Genomic DNA, 17536 nt, shown 5'->3' with positions numbered 1-17536 from the left:
TCAGCCTAAATCATAAGTCTTTTACGGGACATGATATGGTCGGTAGCTCTTTTTTAACGAACTCTGTGTTTCATGGGAATTTCTATCCAGAACTCACAGCCATTACCAGGTTCAGAAACACACTTGATATTACCGCCATGTTTTTCCACAATAATTTGATAGCTAATAGATAGCCCCAAACCAGTACCATGACCAGGTTGCTTAGTAGTAAAGAAAGGTTCAAAAATACGCGATCGCACCATTTCTGGAACACCACAACCGTTGTCTGCAATACAAATTAAAATAGTATTCCATTCTCGGACTTTTGTCCGAATCCATATTTTAGGATTCTCAATTATTTGACCAAAATTTACTGAGTGTTCCAGAGCATCAATGGCATTATTGAGAATATTCATAAATACCTGATTCATCTGCGCTGCATAGCAGACCACCGCAGGTAAATCACCATATTCCTTAATTATTTCAATGGCAAAAGAATTGGTATGTGGTTGTAGCCGATGTTGTAAAATTAACAAAGTACTGTCGATGCCTTCATGCAAATCAACGGGTTTCATTTCGGCTTCATCGAGTCGAGAAAAACTTCGTAAGGACAATACCAATTGAGAAATCCGGTCTGCACCCATTGTCATTGAAGTGAGAATTTTTGGTAAGTCATCGGCGATAAAATCTAAGTCTATTTCTGCTGCTTGCTTTTGAATTTCTGCTGTTATTTGTGGATGCTGTTTTTCATAGAAACGGAGTAATTTGAATAAATTTTCGGCATGTTCACTAACATAAGTGATATTCCCGTAAATGAAACTAATTGGATTGTTAATTTCATGTGCAATACCAGCAACTAATTGTCCTAAGCCTGCCATTTTCTCGCTTTGAATCAACTGGCTTTGAGTCTGCTGTAATTCTTTGAGAGTTTGGGTGAGTTCTTCTTTTTGACGTTGAGTCTGTTCCAGTAATTCCGCTTGCTGAAGTCCTACTCCTAACTGAGTGCCAATCTGCATCAGCAAATCAACTTCATCTTCTTGCCAATCACGGGGTTTCATATTTTGATATGCTGCTAGTAATCCCCAGAGTTTTTCCCCCTGAAAAATTGGCACAATCATATATGCCCTGGCCTGAATTAGCTCGATTAAGGCAATGTGACAGACAGAATAATTAATCTTGTAAATATCCTTAATGACTAGTATTTTACCATTAGCAAAGTTTCCGCCTTGGGTCTTTTGCAAGTAATCATCTGCAATGGCACTTACAAGTTCCCTGACTGGTATCCAACCTTGGGCTAAGGATTCAGCGACAAATTCCCCACTCCAATCAGCCCGGAATCGATAAATTGTCACTCTATCGACTTCTAATAGCCGTCGGACTTCTTCTGTGCTGGTAGCAAAGATGGTGTTAATATCAAGAGATTGACGAATTTTCTCTACGGTTGCGGCTAAGGCTTTCTCCCTTTCAGCAGCTTTAGCCAGTTTCTGGGCTTGCACTTGCACCTGTCTCAAAGATTCAGCTTGCTGTAATGCTACCCCTAATTGGACACCAACTTGCGCCAGCAAGTTAATTTCCTCATCTTGCCAATAACGGGGCTGGGAGTTTTGATAAGCTACTAGCAATCCCCAAAGCTTTTCACCTTGAGAAATAGGTACAAAAACCTCATTACGTGCATACTTACCTGCTTGAGTTCCTTGCACAAGAACGCCTTCCGTCACAGGCTGGGGCTTAACCACTGGCGTCCAGCCATCAACAATAGAATCGGCGACAAATTCGCCACTCCAATCAGGATAAAAGCGATAAATTGCTACTCGTTCTACTTCTAATAACCGTCGGACTTCTTGAGTAGTGGTTTTAAAAATAGCTTCAATTTCCAGCGACTGACGAATTTTTTCGACGGTGTTGGCTAACGCCCTTTGCCTTTCAGCAGCTTTGCTAATCTGTGCTGCTTGGAGTTGCATTTGTTGTAAAAATTCCGCTTGCTGCAAAGCTACACCCAGTTGGGTACTAACTTGGGTGAGCAAGTAAACTTCATCTTCTTGCCAATCACGAGTTCCGGCATTCTGGTATACTGCTAGCAAGCCCCAGAGCTTTTGACCGTGGTAAATAGCAATAATCGCGTAAGCTTTTGCTTGATAAATTTCTAAGATTTTAATGTAGCAGTCGCTAAAGCCTGCATTGTAAATATCATTACAAATACGGTATACTTCACTTCTGCTAAAGCGACCTCCTGACGTTTCTTGTAAATAAGTATCAGCAGCTGGGGGTTTAGCTAAATTTTTAGCACTACATTCGCTGATGTTTTCGTTCAATTCTGGCTGGCGCGATTGCTCATCTATCAGCGATATCCAACCCTCTGCCACTGATTCAAAGACAAATTTACCACTCCAATCTGAATTGAAGCGATAAATCGCCACGCGATCGGCATTTAGTAACGGGAGCAATGCGATTTTGTGAGATGACCCCACCTGGAGAGCGATCGCTAATAAACTCTTACGTATATATTTAGTATTTTATACAAAAGTTGCAGCAATATTGCTTAGAAGATACAACCTGCTACCAAAAACAAAGTTTCTGTACATTGTTGCTACTAGAAAAAAAGGTAAAATTTCCTTTCAGGAATAGTTTTGAAATAGGAAGTATCTACCTTTATGAAAAAAAATATATCTGCAAATTTAAATTTTGCCGATTCATTATCAGATTTTCAAAAGGATGTGACTAACCTTTTAGATTTGAAAAATATCGAGGAGTGGTCTGGAAAAATAGTTAAAGAAAGAGAAGAAAAAATTAGACAGGCTGCCTTAGTTTTAGCGGGTCAATGTATCGCCATATTATTGCATAAGCTTTCTCAATCAGAGTCGGCTCATCAAACAGCAATTAATCAAACCAAAGGATGGTGGCATACCGACACACAAAGACACGGTTATACGAAGAGGGAAATATTAACAGTAGGTAATGTTGTAGTAAATCTTAAATTACCATACGTTGTTCAAAAAAGAGAAAAGAAAGCGAAGAATAAATCTACTAATGTTGGATTCTGCCCCTTGCTAAAATGGTTAGGAATGTCAGAAGGCTTGACCCCATTAGTTTGGTCAGATATTACAAAATATGGTGCCATAGCTAGTTCTTTTGAAGCCGCACATACAATCCTGGGTGATTGGGGAATTAATATTAGTCTTAAACGAATTGAACGATTGACATATAAATTTGGTCAAATCAGCATTGATTTACGTCAAACTAAAATATCTAACTTGCAACAAGGTAAATTACCTGGTGGGAATATACTTAAAGACCAGAGAGTTGTGATTGCTGTAGATGGTGGCAGGAGTAGAATTAGGATTAATAAAAAAGGTAGAAAAAATCTCAAAACAAACAAGCACGGCTTTACAGGGGAATGGGTTGAGCCAAAATTATTAACAATTTATGTGGTTGATGAACAGGGTAAAAAAGTTAAAAATGGCGAAATAAACATTGTAAATGATGGCACTTATGAAGACTATAAAGGCTTTTTGCCAATTTTAGAAATGCATCTGATTAGTTTGGGAATTAGTCAAGCAAAACAAGTTTTATTAGTTGCTGACGGTGCTGAATGGATTTGGAAGCATATTCCCCCTCTTTTAAAGAAATTGAAATCTCCCGATGCGACTTATCAATTATTTGATTTTTACCATGTTACTGAACGGCTACAGAAATTTGCTGATGTAGCGTTTAGTGATGATAAGGAGCGGAATAATTGGTTTAAAAAAGCACGGAGAACTTTAAAAAAAAGTAATGCCATGACCATAATTAGGCAGATGGATGAATTTATATCTGAAGCTACGGGAGAGCGTTGTAAAACTATGGTCACACAGAGAAATTACCTTTTACGTGCCTATCGTGAAAGGCGTTTAAATTACGCTAAGATACTAGACCAAAAACTACCAATAGGTAGTGGAGCAATTGAGAGTTTAATTCGTCAAGTTGTCAACTTAAGAATCAAGGGTAACAGTAAATTTTGGTTGAAAGAAAATGCAGAAATTATCTTACATCTGCGTTGTCAATGGATGGCTGGAAGTTGGGATAATTTTTGTGGTTCTATCTTTAATTCTTTTATCAAACCCCAAGCTGCTTGATAAATTTTATACTTTAATCTTGCCTTTAATTTACTTTTTGACATAATTCATACTAAGTATGAAAGGCTGATTGCAGATATTTTTATAAAAAATCGTCAAATGACTTGCTATTAATCTTTTTGAGATATTTCATCAAGATGAATTTTTGTGCAAACCAGTATTTTATTTGCAAATAAAATCACCTTGTACCTAAATATAATTTTTAGCGATGGCTACGCCCGCCGCAGGCATCGCTTGTTTTTGACCAGACCTCACAAAATCGCATTGCTCCCTTTAGTAACTGTCTAAGTTCTGCGGTGCTGGTGCGGAAAATGCTTTCCAAGTCCAGGGACTGACGAATTTTCTCAATAGTTATGGCTATAGTTCTCTGCCATTCTGCTGCTTTTTCTTTAGCTTTTGCTTGTGCTAGTTGTGCCGATTGTAGCTTCACTTGTTCTAAGTAATCTGCTTGTTGTAAAGCTACTCCTAGATGTTCAGCAATTAGTTGCACAAACTCAATTTCTGATGCTTCCCATTGCCGAGGACTATGACACTGATGAATACACAATAATCCCCATAAATCTTTACCTTTCAACAAGGGAGCAACTATATTGGCGCGTACCTGAAATCTTTCCAGAATCTGGACGTAACAATCACTGGCGCTAGCTTGATAAATATCAGCTGTTGCTTTAATTCGGCCTTGCTGATATAATCCTGCAAACTCCTCGGCAAAGCAGTGATCCCGTAGTTTGGCTGCTAGTGCTGAACTCCATTCACTTCCCACATCTTCATAGATAAATTCTCCTTCCCATGCCAAATCAGGATAAAAACGAAACACACCGACGCGATCGCTTTTCAGAAGCTGGCGGACTTCAGTAACTGTAATTTTAAAAATCGCGTCTATATCTAAAGATTCACGAATTCGGGCAACAACTCCCGACAAAGCTTTTTGTTGCTCATTCTGACGCCAGGAGAATGTGACATCACAATGAGATTCTTGCTGTTCTGAATTTGGTTCTATGGGTTGAATAATAGAGGAGTTTTCCATTCCCTGGGGAATTTTAAATATTAAAAGTTCTACATCTCATAATTCCCTCAACCATCGCAAAGGTAACAATTATCTGTGTAAAAGGGATTGGGGATTGGGGATTAGGGACTGGGAATTGGATGAAGAGTGGTGAGTGCTGTTAGGGGTAGCGGGGCGTTTAGCCATTGCTGAGTGCTAATAAGCTGTCGCACATTTAAATTTGATAATTTAGCGCTTGAAACCGTTTCCTGTCTTAAATTGCCTTGTAAAACTAGATGACGAACAGCTTACCAATTTGAAAAAAATGCGACAAATACACTGGGTAGGGTAGCACCGCTGTGCTACCCTACAGATGATCAATGTGTTGCAAAGATTGTATAAAATAATGTAGGGACATGATATTATCATGTCCCTACAAAAAGATTTTTCAACGACGAGGGGATTAGCGCCGCTTGGGAGTGGTGCTGCTAGTGGTGCGTTTTTCTTCATCTCGACGACGGCGATCGCGCCAATCTGCCAGGGTCAAATAACCAATACCACCAGTGACTACTACGAGCAGCACTACAGCAACTAAAGCCAAAATACTCAGGAATGGACTTTCTACCATACCTCTACAGTCCGTTACGTCCCCAGACTACCATTGCAATTGACCAAGTGAACACAACTAACAGTGATACCCAACCTAGTGTCAAAATCTCCATAGTCCCACTTTTCAAATAATTACAAAAGGTTTCTAATGTTTATCATACAGGGATTGGGCAGCTCAGACTTTTTTATCAATGATATTGTAAGTTTTGCAGGCTATGTCTACGACAGGCTACGCCTACGCAAATTAGACACCATCTTTATCTTGGTGGGTTGATATTTTAAGTAATCATGAAAACGAGTATAAAAAAGTAGCGATCACACTTTACACTTGATGGTTTGGGAATACTGGGTTTATGGGTAGACATTTCAAATTCCCCAACCCCCAGTATGATGCCGATATTTTTCAACTACGCTTTCCAGTCCGACGGTTTTATTCCCCACGGACATTGTTATCTCTGGAAAACTGGATTAGTTTGGCTCCACATTATTTCTGATGCCACCATTGCTCTTGCCTATTATTCCATTCCCTTCCTACTAATTTACTTTATTTACAAGCGCCAAGACGTTCCTTTCAATGGAGTTTTTCTGTTATTTGGTGCTTTTATCATTGCCTGCGGTACTGGACATTTAATGGATATTTGGACGCTTTGGTATCCATACTATTGGATTGCAGGTAGTTTAATTTAATCATCCTAAATAAGCTTTTTTCAGTCGCTCATCACTAATTAATTCTGATGCTGCACCTGTTAAAGTGATAGAACCAGCTTCTAGAACATAACCTCTATCTGCAATTTGTAGAGCAAGATTAGCGTTTTGTTCAACTAACAAAATAGTCACACCGGTAGCCCGCAGATTTTCAATAATCGAGAAAATTTCCCGGACGATCGCAGGTGCTAAACCTAAGCTAGGTTCATCTAAAAGTAACAGTTTTGGTCTACTCATTAAAGCACGAGCGATCGCTAACATTTGTTGTTCACCACCGCTCAAGGTTCCTGCTAGTTGATTGCGTCTTTGCGACAAACGTGGAAATAGCTCAAATTGACGGTCAATATCTGCTTTGATTTCTGATTTGTTTGAGCGAATATAAGCACCCAAAAGTAAATTATCCAATACTGTTTGCCGCGCTAATACTCTTCGTCCTTCTGGACAATGAGCAATACCTAATTGCACAACTTCATGAGCTTGGCAGCGCGTAATATTTCGTCCATCATAAATAATTACACCACTTTTCGGATTAACTATTTTAGATATAGCCCTCAGTGTAGTAGTTTTCCCAGCACCATTAGCGCCAATTAAAGTAACTACCTCGCCTTTTTTAATCATTAAATTAATTTTCTTCAGAGCTTGAATACCGCCATAATTTACATCCAGTTCTTGAATTTCTAAAATAGTGTAATTTGGTCTAGTATCAGCGTTCATCGGCAGTTGATATCTATAAATATTCAATGTTGGCACAACACCTAACATACATCAATAATACGTTTCCTAAAACAGTAGGATTGCTTCAACCTAAAAATCAACGCGGAAATACTGCTATCTTTGTGCTGTACCATTAATTATTGATAACGATATCAAGCGTCCTGTGGCAAAAGCAGCAGATATTGGTGGCAAGCGACTAATTAATTTAGCTCCCGATGCATGGGTGCAGTGGGTGACACAGCGTCCTGAAGTCGTGGCAAAAGAAATTCTTGGTTCGGAGTTTCAATGGATTAGCCGCGAAACAGATGTTTTGGTGAAAGCATACAGTCCTACTCACGGAGATTTTCTGGTATTAAATGAACTACAGTTGCGTTATACAGCACATATGCCATTACGTATGAGAGCCTATACTGCCTTGGCACATGAACGCTACCGACTGCCAATTTACCCAGTACTCGTCAACATCTTACCGCCTCCATCTAGCTTAACTATTGTCAGTAGTTACGAGCAGGAATTTTTGGGATTACGTGCTATTCAAGATTATCGCGTAATTAATTTGTGGGAAGTGGACGCAGAAATAGTCTTTGGGCAACCACTACCGTCGTTGTTACCGTTTGTGCCCATTCTGCGAGGAGGCGCAGAAGCATCAGTAGTGCAACGGGCATTACAGGTACTACGAGCAGATGCACAGTTAGATCAATTAGAATCGTTGCTGGCATTTTTTGCTAGCTTTGTGTTAGACACACCTTTAGTGCAACAAATCATGAGGTGGGATATGGCAGTATTGCGAGAATCGCCTTGGTATCAAGAAATTTTAACTGAAGGACTCCAGCAAGGACTCCAGCAAGGACTCCAGCAAGGACTTCAACAAGGTGTAAAACGGCAGTTAATCCGAGTATTGCAACAACGCTTTGGCGAAATTCCCCGTGAGGTGGAAGTAAGGCTTGAGGGCGAAAGTGTGGAAAAATTAGAAAGTTTAATGGATAGTGCGATCGCAGTAAATTCTTTAGAAGAATTTATCACAGCTTTGTCTGCTTAAATTTCCCAGTTACTCATTACCCAAATAAGCTTCAATCACAGCCGGATCATTTCTAACTACAGCTGGTTCACCCAAAGCAATCAACTGTCCAAAATCTAACACAGCAATGCGATCGCACAAACCCATCACTAATGGTACATGGTGTTCAATCAGCACAATTGTTAAACTAAACTGTTCTCGCAGACTACGGATAAATTCACTCAGTTGTTGCTTTTCATTGGGGTTCATTCCCGCAGCCGGTTCATCAAGAAGTAAAATTTGCGGTTCTAGGGCTAACGCACGGGCAATTTCTAGGCGGCGTTGATCACCATAGGCGAAGTTTTTAGCTTTTTCACCAGCGCGATCGCTCAAGCCGACCATCTCCAATAATTGTAAAGCTTTTCGCCTACTTTTTTTCTCTTCTCGACGCGCTGGTGGTAATCCCAAAACTCCTGTTAATACATTACTTTTATTATGCAAATGTCGGGCAATTATTACATTTTCCAACGCTGATAATTCACCAAATAAGCGAATATTTTGAAAAGTTCGAGCGATACCTAAACCTGCAATTTGATGCGGGCGTAGTTGGGAAATATTAGCACCTTGATAGCGTAATTCTCCACTAGAAAGGGAAATAAAAGCTGTAATCAAATTAAACAGTGTTGTTTTCCCAGCGCCGTTAGGGCCAATCAGTCCAAAAATCTCATATTGATTGACTGTAAAAGATACATTATTCACCGCCACTAAACCTCCAAAGCGGCGAGTCAGTGATTTGGCTTCTAAAATAATGTTATTTGTCATTTGTTTATTAATTTGTCTGTCTTGATGTTTTTAAAATTAATTTTCTTAATTGACTTTTAAGCTTTTTCAAAATATCTGGAGTTACAAATCCTTGGGGAAAGAATATAGTTCCTAAGACTATTAATAAACCATAAATAATTAATCTACCATCGCGTAAAAATTGGGCTAACCAAGTGGGTAAACCCGCTATATCAGCAACTCTTCGCAAAATAATTTCTAATAAAACTTTCAGGACAATCGCACCTACCACAGAACCTAAAAAAGTTCTAGAACCACCAATTAACACAATCGTTAAATAGGTAATACTGGCATCAAAAGTACCTTGTCGAGCATTCCATGTATTGAGAAAATGAGCGCTGATTACACCTACAATGCCGGCAAGAATGGCTCCGAGAGTAAAGGCTAAAACTTTGTAGTAAGTGGGCTTAATTCCCATTGCACTGGCAGCTAATTCATCTTCGCGGATGGCGATGAATGCCCTACCTGTGCGAATGCGTTCTAAACGGTAAAATAATACCATACTAATTAATAGTAATGGTAAAGCAATCCACAAATATTCAAGTTGGCTTTGGAATGGTTGAGGAATACCAAAAATCCCGACGGCACCGCCTGTAATATCTAGATTTAAGGATACAACTCGCAATACTTCTACAAAAGCGATAGTGGCGATCGCTAAATAAATTCCCCGCAACCGCAATGCCGGAATTCCGACTATTACAGCCAATATACTGGAAATTAAACCAGCAATCAACATCTCCAATAAAAGTAATGGAATCGGAAATAAATTATTACTAGATGGGAAAACTTTTGTCGATAAAATTGCTGCAATATATCCGCCTAAAGCATAAAATCCAGGACTAGCCAAAGACAATTGTCCAGCCATCAGTGGTAAATAAAGCGATAATCCTAATAAAGCCTCCAATACCATGTAGACTATTGGTGATTCATAAGTGGAAAAAAATTCAGCCATTGTAAAATATTTTGATTAAGGAGTCAGAAGTCAGGAGTCAGAAGTCAGAAGTAAAAGGCTTTAAGTTTCACAGGAAATTTTCAATTTTGTGGTCTACAATGATTGGTGGGTCTGAATTCTCGACTAATTAATTCTGAATTCTGAATTCTGTATTCTTTTTCAAGCTGTTAATATTTGCTCTGCTGTCAGCGCCAGTTCAGGAAAAGTTCGTGACACGATTCGTTCGGAACCTCGAAAGTGTGTACATTGGTATTTCCCCTCAGCATTTAGGAGAAAAACAAACACAGTCGGAACTTTTGGATTTCCCAAATACTCCCTTGAACCAATTGCCAAATAATCTATAATCCAATATTCTGTAATACCTAACCGTTGATATTCATCTAATTTATCAATGTAGTCATCTTCCCAATTAGTTGATGTTACTTCTATAGCTAACTGAATGGATTCTTCAAGTGCAGAATAAGCAGAACGATTTGAGCGCCATACATCTTTATCTATTACACTAACATCAGGCTTGCGCCCTTGTTCTATTCCATTGGTGGTTATAGTTTTCAAAACTGCTGTGTTTTTTACTACGTAATTCAGATTTAGACGTTTAATTTCATCTTTGAAAGCAAACAATATAAAATCAGCGACATCATTATGATTTCTAGTTGCACGCACTTCTACAATTTCTCCATCCACAAGTTCATATAAACCTGACTCTGGACACTGTTCCAAAAAATCATCGAAAGTTAATTTTTGTTTGGTGTATGTTTTCATAGCGCTATGTCTCTTTAAACTTTCTGAATAAATCGCCGTCCTAGCAAGCCTTGGGGTCTAACTAACAACATGATAAATAATATTCCATAGGCGACAGCATCTTTGTAACCGGAATATTCCGCTGGCACGAAAGCTTCAACTAATCCAATGAGTAATCCTCCTAAAACTGCGCCGGGAATACTACCCAAACCACCCAAGACAATCACCGCTAAACCTCTCAAACCAAAGGCAATGCCGAAATAAGGGCCAGCAATACTAACACTAGAAGCAACTAAAGTTCCCGCTAATCCTGCTAAAAAACTGCTGATGAAGAATGTTAAAATGATAAAGCGATCGCTATTAATTCCTAATAAACTAGCAGTGGTTGGATCTTCCGCGATCGCCTGCATTGCTTTACCATATTTAGTGCGATTGATAAAATAGCTGAGAATTGCCACAATCACCACTGATACAGCAAAAATTATGATTTGAACGGTGCGAATGGGAATTTCCTGTTCTTGAGTACCAAAGTTAATAGAAGGTGGTAAATTCCCATAAGTATTTGCTGGATAAGTGTAACTTTCTGCGCCTACTAAATATTGGATTAAATTCACAATTACCACTGCTACGCCCAAGCTGGAAACAACAGTTAGCAAAGGATCAGATCCTTGACGCCGCAGAGGTTGAAAAGCAACTCGTTCCATCACCACCCCTACCAATCCCGCCAAGCTACTTCCTAAAATCAAGGCTATAGCAAATGGTAATTTTATCGGCAAGGCTGCATTAGCTAATAAGCCGTTAAATCCAAAGCTACCACCCATGAGTGTATAGGTGAAATATGCACCCAAGGTGAAAATCGCCCCATGAGCTAAATTAATGATGCCCAAAATAGAATAAACCAAGGTATATCCTAAAGCAAAAATTGCATATACACTGCCAATGGATAAGCCATTTAATAATTGCTGCAACAATAGACTGATATTCATGTAGCAATTATTTCAAAAATGTAAATTTACCTTGACTTCCATCTTTTTCCATTTTGATTTGGGCTACATAGAAATCTTTTTGCACAACCTCACCCACCGGAGTGAAACCAATTTCACCCAGCGGGGTATTGTATGTTCCGCTAAGTATCTGTTGATTTAATTGCGTCCGTAATTCTGGTATTTGTAATTTATTAACTTTGCTCTTTTTATCTAAAGCTTGAAGTGCTTCAACATAAACCTGCACTGCTGCAAAAGCTTGGGCACTAAATTGGGGTGGTTCTTTCTTATATTCCTGAGTATAGGCTTTGCGAAATGCCGCGTTAATTTCTCCTGGATGTTCTGGACTATAAGCTTGGGCAATCAATACGCCATCACAAAGTGCCTTACAAACTGGCAATATATTCGATGTATTTAGACCATTACCACCAACAATTAAACCTTTATAACCCAGTTCCCGCAATTGTCGCACCAAATTACCACCATCAGCAGCCAAGCCAGAAATAATCACTAAATCTGGTTTAAGATTAATCGCATTGGTAGCTTGGCTTTGAAAATCTGTATCACTGGTTTGGAACTTTTGGACTGTTACTAATTCCAGTCCTTGATCCTTAACTGTTTCCTGGAAAATCTCCGTTTCTGACTTGCTAAATGCATCATTTTGAGCATAGAAAACTGCGACTTTTTTAATTTGGGGGTTTTGTTTGAGTGCAGCTTTCACCGAATTAGGAGCGACAACAGAAACTGGTGCGGAAACACGAGCAACATAATCACCAATTTCAGGAACATTTTTCGCAGTATTTGATGGCCCAATTATTGGTACTTTCGCACGCTCGGCAACCGGGTCAGCACTAAAGGCTTGCTGTGATAAAGTTGGGCCAACAATACCAATGACTTTATCTTTATTAATTAAAGTTTGAACAGCGTTAATTGCTCCTGCTTCATCACCGCTAGTATCTTGAAACACCAATTTAATTGGAGTGCCGTTGACACCACCTTTAGCATTGAAATACTTCTCGGCAATTTTGACTCCAGCCACTTGTTCTTGACCCAATAATGCCACATTGCTAGTTTGGGCAACGGCAATACCGATGGGAATCGCACCCGATAATGTACCCGTGGTTGCTGCGGCCTCAGTTGCAGTAGTCGGTGGACTACTACTTGGAGAACTTTTCACAGTGGAACTATCACCACCGCAGCCCGTCAGTAGCAAAGTGCAAGTTGATAATAATGCTGTTATCCCAGAAAAAGTTTTTTTCATCGTTAAATAATCATGTAGTTATTAGATAGTTTGCAAAATTGTAAAGATTAGAATCTGCAAACAATATGAGGCAAATTTACAGTTTTGCAAGAATTAAAGCAGAATTCAGAAGTAAAACAGGCTTGATGTCTAGCTACTAAACCAAGTTGTGTACCTCACAAAGTTGAAATCTGCTGTATATTAAATCATTTTTATTTGACCATACAAAGACAAATATTCAAAGTGTTTGTAAATACAAATATTATAGTAGGCAATGATTTTATCATTCCCAGGTTCAATTTGGGAATGTGGTACTAATGGTGAAAATGAGGTAAAGGCGAACGGCGGTAACCTTCTCCTGACGGAGACGCTACGCCAACGGTAACGCTAAGAGCGAACGCGCCCAATACGGTTCGGTTAAGGCACCAGACGCGATAAATCGCCGTCTCTACAAGGATCAATCTTTCGTCTTGACGGCGATTTATCGCGTCTTTGGATCTAGAATTTTCATCAAAAAATCTTAACCGAACCGTATTGCGAACCCCCCTATCAAGGCTTTTGGGCAACGCATATTTAATTTCACCAGATGTCTGTTCTGAATTCCTACGCCTTTTTTTCACCAGCTAATTCTTTTGGCTCGTAGTGACGACAACCGTTACATGGCCCGTCAGGATTCACAGCACAGCGGATATAGCCAGATCGCGCATTAAACTTGCAGCTGATGTCGCCAATCAGGTAACCCACCCCTTCTAAATAATAGCGATCGCCCTCTGGTGATGTGAAGTTTCGCCCTTCCCGCATCCTGGGAAAATTCATGGCTGCTTGTCTCATCCGTAAGCGCGACTGACTTTTCACGGGATGTGGAAAAGAAAGAGTAGTTCGCGATAATCTATCGCGAACCACTTGTTATTCTTTATTATATTTGGAAGTTTCTTCGACTAAATCTTTTAAACCCTGTTTGAGAGTCTCAATTGAACGATCTAAAGCTTCAATTTTAGTCCTTGCAGTAATTTGTTCAATGGCATCTATGTAGGCTTGACTACCAGCCTTACCTAAATGCTTGTACTTGGATAGCTTGCCATCATTTCGAGTCGTAAATATTGGTGTTGTAGCATGTAGTTTATAGTACCAATAAAATTCTTTACGCCCCTTTGCTAGGTAACGAGCGATTCTACAACTAGGTGGCGCAACAGGCGTTGAGTCGTGTATGGCAGCTACTTCAAGTTCCAGACGCTCCTTCATCGAGATCACAAAATCTATACGCTTGTGTAAATCCTCTTGGGCTATGGTTTTTCGGTCTTTCGACATCAAATTAACTCCTAGATTCGCGACTTGTTGTCGCGAACCATATTCCTCCTAACAAAGGCGAGTAACTAAAATCAATATATTGATTTTAGATTTTCATGTAGCAACCAACCTTGGCATAAAGTTTCTAATTCCAACCAGCCTCGCCACAAAACTTGTATCCCAATAGGGCTATTCTTCCTATGTTCTAAGTATCCGCCGAGACGTGCAATTGCTCTAATTGCCCAGTCAACTGTAAGCTGTATCTGCTTTTTTTGTTTGGGTGGAGTACTAGCAAGTAGCACGTCCATTTGTATTTTTGTTAACACCAATTCTGCTGAACTGTGCGGGGAATTCCGGTGTAGATAAGTCATTCGCAGTAATTGTGCCGCAATCACTGTTAAAAAACCTAACATTGTTGACATACTCTCCCCTGCCAAGCGGTAACTTTCCGCTTTACAGCCAGATTTTAGTATTTTGTGATATTCTTCTATCCGCCAGCGATACGTATACCATCGAAGAATTTGAGATGCTTCTGTCTGTGTTGTTATTAACTCGCTTGTCAGTAGCATCCACGTAATTGGCTCACATCCATCTGGCACATTAATTTCTGTTGCAAAGAGCGCGTAAACGTTAAAATTGCCTGACTTTTTTAACCGAGAAGGAGGATTTATTGATACTGGACAATACCTGATCTCCAAGGTGGCAGTTCTTTCTTTTCGCTTTTTAGTTTCAGGTAATTCAATCTCTTTTATAAACTGCACTTTCTGGGATGTTACATACTCCCATAGATAAGAGTTTTCTCCTTCTAAACAACGATTGTGAGCGGCTCTGACAACTACACCTGTATTTTTATTTTTACGTTGAAGTGCGAATACTTCTGCAATATCTCCTTCACGGTCAAAGACATGAATTACTCTTGAGAGTAGTCCCCCATCAGGCATTTCTAAACCTTTAAATAATTTGTTTACTTTCTGAAAAACTTCAACCCATCGATAAGATTCTTTCTCTTTAAAAGCTCTATTCTTGGCGATTAAACGTTCTTTTTTTAATCGCTTTTTTTTTGCCGTAGATGTTTCCTCTGGTGGTGGAGATGCTTTGTGCTGTCGATGCCACAATTTCTCCCATAATAGTCCTAGTGGCTGACCAAAGTCTGGGTCTAGTGCTAAAGAACTATGTAAAATTAGTCCGTTCCCACCATTGCCCGTAGGCCCATAATCATCTCTTTTTTCTAATATTTTTTTATAATCCAGATAAGTAGTATCTCCTACCGCTAATACTATTGGTATGCCATAAATCTCTTGTGCCGTCTGTTTAAAAGATGGTTGGGTCAATTTCTCAAAAGTTGTTTTGGGGTTAGAAAAGAATTCGTAGCCACGTTTGAGGTCACTAGCGCTTTGAAATATTTCTGATAGAGGATGACCATATTTTACTTTTAAAGCCTCCGCAATTAACACTGCTCTGTCGGTCAGACGTTTGTCACCAAAATCACAATCGCGGTACGGGTTTGCTTCTAATAGTTTCATTTGCACCCCAAAATACGATACTACAAGCACCTTAATATTAGAGGACGCAAATTATCTTAAGTCCAGAGGATTGGTTCGCGACCAGCTATCGCGAACCAATCCCCTTTTCCACATCCCGTGAAAAGTCAGGTAAGCGCGATCGCGATCGCGTTTTGCGGATCACCCACAGAGAAAACAGGGACGGTAAAAAACCAACGGCAATCACTAAAAGTGTCTTTAACACCTTCTTTTTACCCCTTTTGAGCGCTGATCGATCGTCCCTGATGTTGCATTCTGGTTTTACATAAGTGCAAATCTGAGGGCAAATGTGCCAATTACTACCAATTTTTGTGGCAATTAGCAATTGTCTTGTGGTAGCTGGCAATGAAAGAGAATATGCTCCTTCTACCACTTCAATCAGCATAACTGTTACAACCTCAGAGGTGGGTTACCTTTAAATGGCGATCGCTTTAAGATTTGTTGACTAATGGCTTTTTGAAGAATCGTTTTGTATCAGCCTCAGTCCCATCCTTGTTTTTTCTATGTCGCTGGGACGCTAATCTTTTTTTGTTGGTTTGCTGACGCAGTTGCTGTGCTAGCAGTGCTGCTTCCCTTTCTGCTCGAAATAAATCAACTCTTCGCGTTGTCAAAATAAAAGACTGGTCTGATTTTTGTCTTACCCAAGGGACGCTAACTGCCAAATACTGACAAATATTTTTGCATGGCTTGGGCTTGATCAGTGCGTTAGTTATTGCCTTCAACTCCAGTATCGCTGCTTCTAGCTCCCCTGCCATTCGGTTGACGCGTTCGACTTGTGCAATTAAACGCTCCTCCTCACCGATGATTTTTTCCTCTTGTGGTTGCAATGGCACTATGGCAGTAGTCACAGGTGTCGGTTGCAACAGTGAAACTTTGACTGAAATACGCTGTTTGTAGCTGTCTGGGATTTTTTTCATACTACCTCAAGCAACGCTAGCTGACTTGTAAGGCATTTTAACAGCAAAATAGTATATATGTACTATAAATGTTTTGTATATGATAGGACTTACGCATTGACAAGAAATGCCAAATATGGGCAAGGTTAAAAACCACATCTTTCGTAAGGGCACAGCATTGCTGTGCCCCTACAACATGGTCTATTTACGTAGTTTACCGCCGTAGGCATCGCAGGATAATTAACAAAAGCCTGAAACAACCGGGAGCATAGTTAATTCACATCACGATGCATTTGTACAGTGCGTAAGTCCTATATGAGGTTTAATACGTGAAAATTCAGATCCCCGACTTCTTCAAGAAGTCGGGGATCTGAGCAGTAACTTTTGTTTAAGGTTCTTTTCTATTATCTTCCGTTAATTACATCCAACAAAAACACGGATTTTTGATGTTGGGTTATACCATTTTGGATTTTGGATTTTAGCTACAGATGTAGGTTGGATTCAGGTACGAAAGCTAACATCTCACAATCGTGTATATGTTGCATTTCACTCCGTTCTAACCTACTCATCTGTCGCTATTTTACTCCTGAATTCAGAATAGCTGAATTCTACTGTAATTAAGCATTGGCAGTTCGGTAATGGGCATCTAACCAACAGCGTGGTAAATCTTCACCAGAAGGAAAAACGAGATTTTCTTTTTTAAAAGTATCAGGTTCCTGTTCTTCTTGACCTTCTTGGTCTTGTCCATGAACAACATCACTATTAGGGTCGAGTAATTCTTCAATTTCCAGAATTTTTACCAAATCACTAGTACCTTTGAGTTGTAACAGCATATAACTAATCCTCAATAAGTTTGCATTAAAACTTTCAGCGAATCTCAATATAAACTCGCCCAACTTACAGAATTTATTCTGAATTCTGAATTCTGAATTCTGTTTTTCTAAAATAGAATTTT

The 17536-nt window shown here is 39.5% G+C and carries 15 protein-coding genes and 4 pseudogenes; 3 read left to right on the top strand and 16 right to left on the bottom strand.

Annotated elements, in window-relative coordinates; genetic code table 11:
• Nucleotides 1-53 precede the first annotated feature (53 nt).
• Nucleotides 54-2414: pseudogene (locus IQ276_RS10995) on the bottom strand (GAF domain-containing sensor histidine kinase); the annotation flags it as partial.
• 216 nt (nucleotides 2415-2630) lie between these two features.
• Between IQ276_RS10995 and IQ276_RS10990 the strand changes: the two are divergent.
• A complete protein-coding gene (locus IQ276_RS10990) occupies nucleotides 2631-4091 on the top strand; it encodes an ISLre2 family transposase (protein WP_193925627.1) in 1461 nt (486 codons plus the stop codon).
• A 241-nt stretch (nucleotides 4092-4332) separates the two neighbouring features.
• Here IQ276_RS10990 and IQ276_RS10985 read toward each other — a convergent pair.
• The 3 genes and pseudogenes from IQ276_RS10985 to petN all read right to left on the bottom strand — a co-directional run.
• Nucleotides 4333-5118, bottom strand: a pseudogene (locus tag IQ276_RS10985) (GAF domain-containing protein); the annotation flags it as partial.
• Between the two features lie 421 nt (nucleotides 5119-5539).
• A complete protein-coding gene (locus IQ276_RS10980; protein WP_193919246.1) occupies nucleotides 5540-5704 on the bottom strand; it encodes a hypothetical protein in 165 nt (54 codons plus the stop codon).
• A 4-nt stretch (nucleotides 5705-5708) separates the two neighbouring features.
• Nucleotides 5709-5798 carry a cytochrome b6-f complex subunit PetN gene (gene petN / locus IQ276_RS10975; protein ID WP_012408302.1) on the bottom strand — a complete coding sequence of 30 codons (90 nt, stop codon included), beginning with the start codon at nucleotides 5796-5798 and terminating at the stop codon, nucleotides 5709-5711.
• Between the two features lie 277 nt (nucleotides 5799-6075).
• On the opposite strand from petN, the pseudogene IQ276_RS10970 reads away from it, so the two are divergent.
• A pseudogene (locus tag IQ276_RS10970) lies at nucleotides 6076-6366 on the top strand (hybrid sensor histidine kinase/response regulator); the annotation flags it as partial.
• 6 nt (nucleotides 6367-6372) lie between these two features.
• On the opposite strand, the gene IQ276_RS10965 reads toward IQ276_RS10970, so the two are convergent.
• Complete coding sequence (locus tag IQ276_RS10965; protein ID WP_193919247.1) at nucleotides 6373-7104, bottom strand: ABC transporter ATP-binding protein; 732 nt, start codon at nucleotides 7102-7104, stop codon at nucleotides 6373-6375.
• Nucleotides 7105-7267: 163 nt separating this feature from the next.
• Between IQ276_RS10965 and IQ276_RS10960 the strand changes: the two genes are divergently transcribed.
• Nucleotides 7268-8143 carry a DUF4351 domain-containing protein gene (locus IQ276_RS10960; RefSeq protein ID WP_193919245.1) on the top strand — a complete coding sequence of 292 codons (876 nt, stop codon included), beginning with the start codon at nucleotides 7268-7270 and terminating at the stop codon, nucleotides 8141-8143.
• 9 nt (nucleotides 8144-8152) lie between these two features.
• On the opposite strand, the gene IQ276_RS10955 is transcribed toward IQ276_RS10960, so the two are convergent.
• From IQ276_RS10955 to IQ276_RS10905, 11 genes and pseudogenes are all read right to left on the bottom strand, one after another.
• Nucleotides 8153-8923: an ABC transporter ATP-binding protein gene (locus IQ276_RS10955; RefSeq protein WP_193919243.1), complete on the bottom strand. Its 771-nt coding sequence runs from the start codon at nucleotides 8921-8923 to the stop codon at nucleotides 8153-8155.
• A gap of 7 nt (nucleotides 8924-8930) precedes the next feature.
• The gene (locus tag IQ276_RS10950; protein ID WP_193919241.1) at nucleotides 8931-9893 is read right to left on the bottom strand and encodes a branched-chain amino acid ABC transporter permease; all 963 of its coding nucleotides are present in this window, start codon (nucleotides 9891-9893) and stop codon (nucleotides 8931-8933) included.
• A 159-nt stretch (nucleotides 9894-10052) separates the two neighbouring features.
• A complete protein-coding gene (locus tag IQ276_RS10945) occupies nucleotides 10053-10655 on the bottom strand; it encodes a Uma2 family endonuclease (protein WP_193919240.1) in 603 nt (200 codons plus the stop codon).
• A gap of 14 nt (nucleotides 10656-10669) precedes the next feature.
• Nucleotides 10670-11620: a branched-chain amino acid ABC transporter permease gene (locus tag IQ276_RS10940; RefSeq protein ID WP_190878157.1), complete on the bottom strand. Its 951-nt coding sequence runs from the start codon at nucleotides 11618-11620 to the stop codon at nucleotides 10670-10672.
• Nucleotides 11621-11627: 7 nt separating this feature from the next.
• On the bottom strand, nucleotides 11628-12878 hold the full coding sequence (locus IQ276_RS10935; protein ID WP_193919238.1) for an ABC transporter substrate-binding protein: 1251 nt from the start codon (nucleotides 12876-12878) through the stop codon (nucleotides 11628-11630).
• Between the two features lie 582 nt (nucleotides 12879-13460).
• Nucleotides 13461-13760 (bottom strand): DUF6464 family protein, encoded by a 300-nt coding sequence (locus tag IQ276_RS10930; protein ID WP_193919236.1) that lies wholly within the window; start codon nucleotides 13758-13760, stop codon nucleotides 13461-13463.
• Between the two features lie 3 nt (nucleotides 13761-13763).
• On the bottom strand, nucleotides 13764-14165 hold the full coding sequence (locus IQ276_RS10925) for a hypothetical protein (protein WP_193925513.1): 402 nt from the start codon (nucleotides 14163-14165) through the stop codon (nucleotides 13764-13766).
• A 71-nt stretch (nucleotides 14166-14236) separates the two neighbouring features.
• Nucleotides 14237-15667 carry an IS4 family transposase gene (locus tag IQ276_RS10920; RefSeq protein WP_193925515.1) on the bottom strand — a complete coding sequence of 477 codons (1431 nt, stop codon included), beginning with the start codon at nucleotides 15665-15667 and terminating at the stop codon, nucleotides 14237-14239.
• Nucleotides 15668-15800: 133 nt separating this feature from the next.
• Nucleotides 15801-15890: pseudogene (locus IQ276_RS41255) on the bottom strand (DUF6464 family protein); the annotation flags it as partial.
• A 226-nt stretch (nucleotides 15891-16116) separates the two neighbouring features.
• The gene (locus IQ276_RS10910) at nucleotides 16117-16602 is read right to left on the bottom strand and encodes a hypothetical protein (RefSeq protein WP_190878162.1); all 486 of its coding nucleotides are present in this window, start codon (nucleotides 16600-16602) and stop codon (nucleotides 16117-16119) included.
• A 596-nt stretch (nucleotides 16603-17198) separates the two neighbouring features.
• Entirely contained in the window at nucleotides 17199-17414 is a 216-nt protein-coding gene (locus IQ276_RS10905; RefSeq protein ID WP_193925882.1) for an acetyltransferase, read from the bottom strand.
• Between the last annotated feature and the right edge of the window lie 122 nt (nucleotides 17415-17536).

Origin of the sequence: Desmonostoc muscorum LEGE 12446, from assembly GCF_015207005.2 — a bacterium.
Taxonomy (GTDB): domain Bacteria; phylum Cyanobacteriota; class Cyanobacteriia; order Cyanobacteriales; family Nostocaceae; genus Nostoc; species Nostoc muscorum.
The sequence above is the reverse complement of the archived record's forward strand: the minus strand, read 5'-3'. Positions and strand labels throughout refer to the sequence as shown.

What these genes read in the sequence shown, in the direction of transcription:
- IQ276_RS10990 (WP_193925627.1), top strand. Translation starts at nt 2,631, where the DNA reads ATGAAAAAAAATATATCTGCAAATTTAAATTTTGCCGATTCATTATCA.
- IQ276_RS10980 (WP_193919246.1), bottom strand. Translation starts at nt 5,704, where the DNA reads ATGGTAGAAAGTCCATTCCTGAGTATTTTGGCTTTAGTTGCTGTAGTG.
- petN (WP_012408302.1), bottom strand. Translation starts at nt 5,798, where the DNA reads ATGGAGATTTTGACACTAGGTTGGGTATCACTGTTAGTTGTGTTCACT.
- IQ276_RS10965 (WP_193919247.1), bottom strand. Translation starts at nt 7,104, where the DNA reads ATGAACGCTGATACTAGACCAAATTACACTATTTTAGAAATTCAAGAA.
- IQ276_RS10955 (WP_193919243.1), bottom strand. Translation starts at nt 8,923, where the DNA reads ATGACAAATAACATTATTTTAGAAGCCAAATCACTGACTCGCCGCTTT.
- IQ276_RS10950 (WP_193919241.1), bottom strand. Translation starts at nt 9,893, where the DNA reads ATGGCTGAATTTTTTTCCACTTATGAATCACCAATAGTCTACATGGTA.
- IQ276_RS10945 (WP_193919240.1), bottom strand. Translation starts at nt 10,655, where the DNA reads ATGAAAACATACACCAAACAAAAATTAACTTTCGATGATTTTTTGGAA.
- IQ276_RS10940 (WP_190878157.1), bottom strand. Translation starts at nt 11,620, where the DNA reads ATGAATATCAGTCTATTGTTGCAGCAATTATTAAATGGCTTATCCATT.
- IQ276_RS10935 (WP_193919238.1), bottom strand. Translation starts at nt 12,878, where the DNA reads ATGAAAAAAACTTTTTCTGGGATAACAGCATTATTATCAACTTGCACT.
- IQ276_RS10925 (WP_193925513.1), bottom strand. Translation starts at nt 14,165, where the DNA reads ATGTCGAAAGACCGAAAAACCATAGCCCAAGAGGATTTACACAAGCGT.
- IQ276_RS10920 (WP_193925515.1), bottom strand. Translation starts at nt 15,667, where the DNA reads ATGAAACTATTAGAAGCAAACCCGTACCGCGATTGTGATTTTGGTGAC.
- IQ276_RS10910 (WP_190878162.1), bottom strand. Translation starts at nt 16,602, where the DNA reads ATGAAAAAAATCCCAGACAGCTACAAACAGCGTATTTCAGTCAAAGTT.
- IQ276_RS10905 (WP_193925882.1), bottom strand. Translation starts at nt 17,414, where the DNA reads ATGCTGTTACAACTCAAAGGTACTAGTGATTTGGTAAAAATTCTGGAA.